Genomic DNA, 8,075 nt, shown 5'->3' on the forward strand with positions numbered 1-8,075 from the left:
GGTTCTCGCCTGCTGGTGCAGCGCTCCGTTGCCGACGCCCTGCTCAGCGAATTGCTGCACGCCACGCAGGCGTATCAGCCCGGCCACCCGCTGGACCCTGCCACCGTCACCGGCGCCATCATTGACGGCGGGCAGCTCCAGCAGATCAACCAGTACCTGGACATCGGCCGGCAAGAAGCCACCTTGCTGCGAGGCGGCCGTACCCTGCAACTGGCCGGGACCGGCGCGTACCTGGAGCCGACGATCTTCCTGGCCAAGGACGCCTCGGCACGCATCGCCAACGAAGAAATCTTCGGCCCGGTGCTGGTGGTGATTGTGTTCGACACACTGGACGAAGCCATCGCCATCGCCAACCAGACCGAATACGGCCTCGCGGCGGCGATCTGGTCGTCTGATATCAACACGGTCCACACGGCTACGCGCCGTTTGAAAGCAGGCACCGTGTGGGTCAATTGCTATGACGAACTGGTGGACATGAACTTCCCGTTCGGCGGCTTTAAAGAGTCGGGAAATGGCCGGGACAACTCGGTTCACGCGCTCAGCAAATACACCGAGTTGAAATCCACCATCCTGCGTTGCCGTTAAGGTGAGTCTTGTGCAAAACACTCTTTCAGCGTTACTCCCACAAAAGTGGACCGTGCCATTGCCGATGGAATACGGCCCCGGCGCCCGTCATGAACTGGCCGCCCTGTGCAATCAATTCGGTATCTCGCGGCCCTTTATCATCACCGACCAAGGCTCGTTGAACCTGCCGTTCGTGGCCGAGTTGCAGCACGCCCTGAACGCTGCGGGCCTGGCCTGCGGCCTGTACGGCGGCATTGAGCCCAACCCGACCGACAGCACCATTGTTGCCGGTGCACAGGCTTATCAAGCCTGGGACGCCGACGGCATCATCGCCCTGGGCGGCGGCAGCGGCCTGGACGGCGCCAAAGCCATCGCGTTGATTGCCCGCCAAAAGCGTTGCGAGCTGTGGGCCTTTGACTTCGATCAGCCGGTGCCCACAGGGTTTCGTGCGCAAGACTTCCCGCCGGTCATCACCCTGCCGACCACCGCAGGCACCGGCGCAGAAACCGAAAGCACGGCCATGGTCACCGACACCCGGCGCGGCATTAAAGGTTGTGTCTGGCACCCGCTGGCGCGGCCTTCGGCGGTCATTCTTGACCCGGAACTGACCCGCAGCCTGCCCGCCAACCTCACCGCCTGGACCGGCTTCGACGCCATCATCCATGCGCTGGAAGCCTACTTTGTGCCCACCTTTAACCCGCTGAGCGACGGCGCGGCGTTGCAGGCGCTGGACTTGCTCTGGCACTCCATCGACACCGCCGTGCAGCAAGGCCAGGACCTCGAAGCCCGAGGCAAAATGCTCATCGGTTCGTGTCTGGCGGGCGTGGCCTTTCTCAAGGGCCTGGGCCTGGTGCACGCGCTGAGCCACATGGTGGGCGCGACCTACAACACCCATCACGGGCTGACCAACGCGATTATTTTGCCGGTGGTGCTGCGCTTCAACCAGGCCGAGATCAGCCCGCGACTCAAGCCCGTGGCACAGGTGCTGGACCTGCCCGATGCCGAATTTGAAACCTTCTACACCGCCATCTGCGCCAAGCTCGACAGCCTGAACATCCCCAAATCCCTGGCGGAACTGGGTGTGGAACACGCTGACATCGACGCGCTGGCCACCAAGTCGCTCGGCGACCCCGCACGTTTGACCAACCCCCGCGACAGCTCCCTTGAGCAACTCAAGACCCTGCTGGCACACGCCATCGACCACGCTCGCGACTGATGACCTGACACACCGAAATCCTGCTTTGTCGTGTAACCACAATAAATAAAAAAGGTGCCACCGCGATGTCTGACTCAACCCAAGCTGCGTCCAAAGGACGGCTCAATCTTGAAACACGCTCCATCGACTATGTGCCGCTGGCCGAGCGGCACGGCAAAGCCTGGCACTTGTGGCCGATCTGGTTTTGCGGCGAAGCCCACCTGACCACCCTCGCGGTGGGCATCATCGGTGTGGGCATGGGCGCCAACCTGTTCTGGTCGGCCATCGCCATCTTTTTCGGGTGCGCATTCGGCACATTGTTCATGGCCGGACATTCCACCCAAGGCCCGCAAATGGGCCTGCCACAACTGATCCAGTCCCGACCGCAGTTCGGCTATCTGGGCGCGCTGCTGGTGTATGTCGTGGCCATCGCCACGTACGTGGGCTACAACGCGTTCAACCAGTTGCTGGTCGGGCAAACCCTGCACGAGCTGTTCGACGCGCCGGAACACGGCTCGGCCATTGCCTTCTCGCTGCTGGCGATTGTCATGGCGATTGCCGGGTACAACACCTTCCACAAGGTGCAGCGGTTTCTCGCGTTTGTGCTGATCGCGGTGATGGTGGTGTTCACCATCGGGCTGTTTTTCTTCGTCAAACTGCCTGCCGAGCAATTGAGCATGTCAGGTTTCAAGGCCACGCCGTTCCTTGCGCAGTTCTTTGTGGCCGCCGCGTACCAGTTGAGCTGGGCGATTTACGTGTCGGACTACTCGCGGTATTTGCCGGCCAATATCAGCGTCAAATCGTCGTTCTGGTGGACCTACATGGGCGCCATGATTGGCGGCGTGTGGATGATGCTGATCGGCGCCCTGGCTGCCGCTTTGAGCCCTGGGCAGAACCTGGCCAAGGGCTTGGTCATGCTGGGGAACACGCTGTTCAGCGGCTTTGGCGAGATCTTGTTGATTCTGGCCGTGCTCAGTTTGGTCACCAGCGCGGCGCAGAACTTTTACGGCGCCTCGATCACCCTGCTGAGCATCGCCGACACGGTTAAAAGCCAGACCTCAACGTTGCTCAAACGCATCGTGTCGATGCTGATCGTGGGCGGCACCGCCATCGCCATCGCCATGACCGCGTCGGATAACTTCGTGAAGGACTTCGGTGACTTCCTGGCGATCCTGCTGTACCTGTTCACGCCTTGGACGGCCATCAATTTGGTCGACTTCTACAAGGTGCGCCACGGCAAGTTCTCGATCACCGAGATCTTCAAGCCCAACGGCATTTACGGGCGCTGGAACTGGCGAGGCATCGGCGCTTACGTCGCGGGTTTTGTGGCCATGTTGCCGTTCTCCAGCACCGGCCTGTACACCGGCTACGTCACCACCCTGCTCGACGGTGCGGACGTGAGCATGATCGTCGGGTTGCTCGTTTCGGGCGTGGTGTACTGGTGGCTGTGCCGCTCGCAGAACATCCAGCAGGAACTGTCGCAAATCGACCATCTGGACAAGGACCTCGAAGCCGGTTTACCCGCCCACTGATCACCGCGTGCACGCGGTTCACTGCCTGCCACGGGCCGTGAACCGCCACCGCGACTAATTCCTGCCACTCGCCCGACAAAAAGTTGCTAAATTGGCGCCCTGTTTTTAAGCGTCGATTTTAGTGTCGGAGAATGGATGAATGAGTGGTGACGCCGCAGTGCCTGAGCTCAAAAAGCGCCGAACCCGCATAGACCCGGAGTTGCGGCGCAAGGCGATCATCGAAGCCACCATGCAATGCATCACGCAGTACGGCCACAGCGGCTGCACGCTGGAGCGAATCTGCGCACAGGCGGGTATTTCCATTGGTTTGATCGGCCATCACTTTTCCAGCAAGGAAGAGCTGATGCTGTCGACCTACCAGGCACTGACCGACCAGCTACGCGAAGAAACCCGCAAATATTTGGCCAACCAGAACGGCTCATCCGAAGACCGCTTGCTGGCGATTATTCGCTCCTCGTTCCGGGGGCAGATCTTCAACGAATTTATCCTCACCACCTGGCTGGGTTTCTGGGGGGCTGCGGTGTCGTCCGAGCAGTTGCGGGCGCTGAACAAAAAGCTCTACGCCGACTACCGCAAAGAACTCGAAGCGGTGTTCAACGACATCGCCCGTGAAAACGGCACCCATATCGACGCTAAAAGCGCGGCCCTGACCATCACCGCCTTGATAGACGGTTTTTGGCTGGAATGGGCCCTGGACCACAAAGCCTTCAGCTCCAAAAAAGCCGAAAAATGCTGCATCACCACCGCGCAGATGTTTGTGAAAGCGGCCCAACCGCTGACGGTTTAACAGCCGAACTGCATGTAGTCGCTGCCGAGGCACGAAGGCTGCGATGGGTTGCGCAGCGACACCGCTTTTGAAGGGCCTGCGGCCCTTATCGCAGCCTGCGGCAGCGACTACAGAGGTTGCTAATCAGCCATTTCGTACGACGCTTCTCTTTCAATCCGGGGAAACATCCTAGAAACTTCCGTTCGCTTGTGCCTGTGCCATTCGGGGAATAGTCTCGGCCCATCGCTGTCAATCAGCGGTTGGGTTTAGTCGCCCGGCATGTTACTCGGCGCAAGGCGCCACCTCCGCGAGGCGCTTTTTTTCGGCCTGCGTTTTATGGTGGCCGTGCGCAGGGCGCCCTTCGTGGCGCGCCGGGTTTCCGAGTGACCGGTCGACTAACCTGCGCATGGCTGCCACCCATTCGTTTAGTCGCGATAAAGGCAGCTCCCTTGATCTCTCGGAGTTGTACCCATGAAAAAAATTGTTCCTGATCCCCCAGCTTTAACCCCGCAAACTGCTGCTCAGTGCGAGGCATTGTCGTTAGACCGTGCGGCCACCGAACGCGCCCTCGATTACTACCTGCACGACCATAAGCCTCCACGGCACGTGGATCAGGCCACGTATGCCATCCCGGACAGCGTCAATTTAGAAGCGGCTTTGGCCCAGGCGTCAGACTTGTTGCGCTGCGCGGGCGCTTCGGCGAGTGAGGCGGGGAATGGCTTGAGCGGGCATTCGCGCAGTTTGGTGTTGTCCTGCATGCACCTGGTGGAGCTGGCCAAGGCGTATGTGGACAAGTCGCTGGATGGTGTAACGACGCACTAAAGCAGCACGCGCCTGAGTGCAAGCAGGCGCGTTTTGAAGATCAAAAGATCGCGAGGCAAGCTCGCTCCCACAGGTGTTGTGGGATTAGCGGAAGACTAAGCCGCCGTCGATCAGCGGGGCTTGGCCGGTCATGTAGTCGGCGTCCGGGCTGGCCAGGTAGGCGACGAACGCTGCGACGTCTTCCGGGGTTTCGGCACGGCCCAGGGCGATGCCGTTAACGAATTTATCGTAGGTGGCGCCAATCGGCGCGCCGGTGATTTCGGACATGCGTTTGTCGATGTCGACCCACATGTCGGTCCCCACCACGCCCGGGCAGTAGGCGTTGACGGTGATGCCGTGTACCGCCAGCTCTTTGGCTGCCGCCTGGGTCAGGGCACGGACGGCGAATTTGGTGGAGGAGTAAACGCCCAGCAAGGCATAGCCTTCATGGCCCGCGATGGAGCACGCGTTGATGATTTTGCCGGTGCGTTTAAGCGCCTGGAATTTTTCGGCCGCCGCCTGAATGCCCCACAAAGTGCCCTGCACGTTGATGCGGTAGATGCGTTCGATTTCTTCGGCGGTCACGTCCAGCAGCGGCTTGACCTGCGAGATGCCCGCGTTGTTGACCATGATGTCCAGCCCGCCCAGCGTACTGTGGGCATGTTCAACGGCCTGGAAGACTTGCTCGCGGTCGCCCACGTCCGCCACGAAGGTGCTGGCTTTGCGGCCCAGCACCTGGACCTCTTCGGCCACGTGGCGCAGTTTTTCCGGGTTGAGGTCGACCAGCGCGATGTCGGCGCCTTCTTTGGCCAGACGCAAGGCGATGCCACGGCCAATGCCTTGTGCCGCGCCGGTGATCAATGCAACTTTTCCACTGAGTTTCATTCGTTGGACTCCTTTCAACCGTTAGCAAGATCAGCGGTCTGAACCATAGCCCAGACCGCTGGCGTGTCTATTGATGCAGCGCACGGTCTCTGGCCGCCAGCACGGCTTCGTGCATGGCTTCGCTGAGCGTCGGGTGGGCAAAGATGACCTCGCTGAGCTCCGCGTCAGTGGCCTCCAGCGCCTGGGCGATACCAAAGCCCTGGATCTGTTCGGTCACGTGCGGGCCCACCATGTGGGCGCCCAGCAATTCACCGGTTTCACTGTCAAAAATGGTTTTCACAAAGCCGGTGCTTTCGCCCATGGCCAGCGCTTTGCCGTTGACCTGATAGTCGAAACGGCCGACGCTGATGCTGTGGCCTTTGCTGCGCGCTGCCGCTTCGGTAAGCCCCAGGCTGGCGACTTCGGGCCGGGCATAGGTGCAGCCGGGAATGCGGCTTTTGTTGAGCGGGTGCACGCCGTCTACGCCCGCCAGTTTCTCGACACAGATCACCCCTTCATGGCTGGCCTTGTGCGCCAGGCACGGCGCCCCTGCCACGTCGCCGATGGCATACAGCCCGGCCACGCTGGTGCGCGACCACGCATCGGTTTTGATAAAGCCTTTGTCGAACTCCACGCCCAGCGCTTCCAGGCCCATGTCTTCGGTATTGGGTTGAATGCCCGCCGCCAACAACACTTGCGCCACGTGCACGGTCTGCTCGCTGCCATCGCTGAGGGTGAGGCGGCATTGCAGCGCGCCGACTTCACCTTGTACCGCGCTGACTTTGGTTTGGGTCAGTACACGAATGCCGCGTTGTTCAAACTCGCGCTGCACCAGGCTGGCAACGTCTTGGTCTTCGACCGGCATGATCTGCTTGGCCACTTCGACCAGCGTCACCTGGCTGCCGAGGTCGCTGTACAGGCTGGCGAACTCGACGCCGATGGCGCCCGAGCCGATCACCAGCAGCGACTCGGGCACGGTCTTGGGCACGAGGGCATCGAAGTAGCTCCAGACTTTTTGCCCGTCGGCCACCAGCCCCGGCAACGGCCTTGGCCGTGCGCCAGTGGCGAGGATGATGTGCCGCGCCTGATACTGCGCCTCGCCGGTGTCGCTCGTAACGGTGACCACGCCCTTGGCGCTGACGCGGCCACGCCCGTCGATGACCTTGACGGCGTTTTTCTTCAGCAGGTAGGCAATGCCCCCGGTCAACTTGCGCGACACCCCACGGCTGTGGGCCACCAGTTGGGCAATGTCGAACTGAATGTTGTCAGCGCTAAAACCGAAGGTGTCCAGGTGCTTCAAGGTGTGCCCGACTTCGGCACCTTTGAGCATGGCTTTGGTGGGGATGCAGCCCCAGTTCAGGCAGATGCCGCCCAAGTGCTGCTGCTCGACCAAGGCCGTACTCAGGCCCAGTTGGGCGGCGCGAATAGCCGCCACGTAACCGCCGGGGCCACCGCCGATGACGAGTACATCGTATTTATCGGTCATGGTGGCTCCTAGAGCATCATCAGGCTGGGGGTCTGCACCAGACGCTTGAGTTCCTTGAGGAACAGGGCCCCCAGCGCACCGTCAATCACCCGGTGATCACACGACAAAGTCACGGTCATTTGCGTGCGCACGGCGGGTTGGCCGTTGTGCGCGACTACCCGCTGCTCGCCTGCGCCAATGGCCAGAATCGCGCCTTGAGGCGGGTTGATGATGGCGTCGAACTGGCTGACCCCGAGCATGCCCAAATTGGAGATGCTGAACGTGCCGCCCTGGAACTCTTCGGGCTTGAGCGTGCCTGCCTTGGCCTTGGTCACCAGGTCGAGCATTTCTTGCGAGATGCTCGACAAACTTTTGCTATTGGCCTGACGCACGATCGGCGTGATCAAACCACCGGGCAACGCCACCGCCACCGACACATCGGCGTCTTTGAAGCGCAGCACGGCCTGGCGCGCTTCGTCGAACTGCACGTTAACGTCGGGCACTTTAACCAGCGCCAGGCCAACTGCCTTGATCAACAGGTCGTTGACCGACAGTTTGACCGCCGGGGCCGAGGCATTGATTTCACTGCGCAGCGCCAGCAGCGCCTCAAGGTCCAGATCGGCCTGCAAGCGAAAGTGCGGCGCCGTGCGTTTGGATTCTTGCAGGCGCGCAGCAATGGCTTTGCGCATGCCGTTCATGGGCAGCACTTCGGCCTCTGGAGCCTGAGCAGCCGCTTGTACAGGTGCCGCTGCCACCGGATTTTGCGCTGCGTGGGCTTCCAGCACGTCGACCTTGCTGACCCGGCCACGGCTGCCCGTCACACGGCAGTCGTTGAGGTTAACCCCCAGCTTGGCCGCCAGACGCCGCGCCAACGGGGTGGCCACGATC

Annotated in this window: 8 protein-coding genes; 5 read left to right on the forward strand and 3 right to left on the reverse strand. The window is 61.3% G+C overall.

The window, feature by feature from the left end; genetic code table 11:
• The 5 genes from GHO41_RS27720 to GHO41_RS27740 all read left to right on the forward strand — a co-directional run.
• On the forward strand, positions 1 to 585 hold a 585-nt coding region (locus GHO41_RS27720; protein WP_153435198.1), incomplete at its 5' end, for an aldehyde dehydrogenase family protein.
• A 10-nt stretch (positions 586 to 595) separates the two neighbouring features.
• Positions 596 to 1,780, forward strand: coding sequence for an iron-containing alcohol dehydrogenase (locus tag GHO41_RS27725; RefSeq protein ID WP_371929060.1), 1,185 nt, complete (start codon positions 596 to 598; stop codon positions 1,778 to 1,780).
• A gap of 65 nt (positions 1,781 to 1,845) precedes the next feature.
• Complete coding sequence (locus GHO41_RS27730) at positions 1,846 to 3,291, forward strand: cytosine permease (RefSeq protein WP_153435199.1); 1,446 nt, start codon at positions 1,846 to 1,848, stop codon at positions 3,289 to 3,291.
• A 139-nt stretch (positions 3,292 to 3,430) separates the two neighbouring features.
• Positions 3,431 to 4,078 (forward strand): transcriptional regulator BetI, encoded by a 648-nt coding sequence (gene betI / locus GHO41_RS27735; RefSeq protein WP_153332961.1) that lies wholly within the window; start codon positions 3,431 to 3,433, stop codon positions 4,076 to 4,078.
• A 450-nt stretch (positions 4,079 to 4,528) separates the two neighbouring features.
• Positions 4,529 to 4,879, forward strand: a complete 351-nt coding sequence (locus GHO41_RS27740; RefSeq protein WP_153392238.1) for a DUF6124 family protein — start codon at positions 4,529 to 4,531, stop codon at positions 4,877 to 4,879.
• Between the two features lie 84 nt (positions 4,880 to 4,963).
• On the opposite strand, the gene GHO41_RS27745 is transcribed toward GHO41_RS27740, so the two are convergent.
• From GHO41_RS27745 to GHO41_RS27755, 3 genes are all read right to left on the reverse strand, one after another.
• Positions 4,964 to 5,743, reverse strand: a complete 780-nt coding sequence (locus GHO41_RS27745; protein ID WP_048367727.1) for an acetoin reductase — start codon at positions 5,741 to 5,743, stop codon at positions 4,964 to 4,966.
• Between the two features lie 67 nt (positions 5,744 to 5,810).
• Entirely contained in the window at positions 5,811 to 7,208 is a 1,398-nt protein-coding gene (gene lpdA / locus GHO41_RS27750; RefSeq protein WP_153435200.1) for a dihydrolipoyl dehydrogenase, read from the reverse strand.
• A gap of 8 nt (positions 7,209 to 7,216) precedes the next feature.
• Positions 7,217 to 8,075, reverse strand: an 859-nt coding sequence (locus GHO41_RS27755) for a dihydrolipoamide acetyltransferase family protein (RefSeq protein WP_178126600.1), incomplete at its 5' end; no start/stop codon positions are given.

This window comes from Pseudomonas sp. FSL R10-0399 (assembly GCF_009600165.1).
In the GTDB taxonomy this organism is placed as follows: domain Bacteria; phylum Pseudomonadota; class Gammaproteobacteria; order Pseudomonadales; family Pseudomonadaceae; genus Aquipseudomonas; species Aquipseudomonas helleri.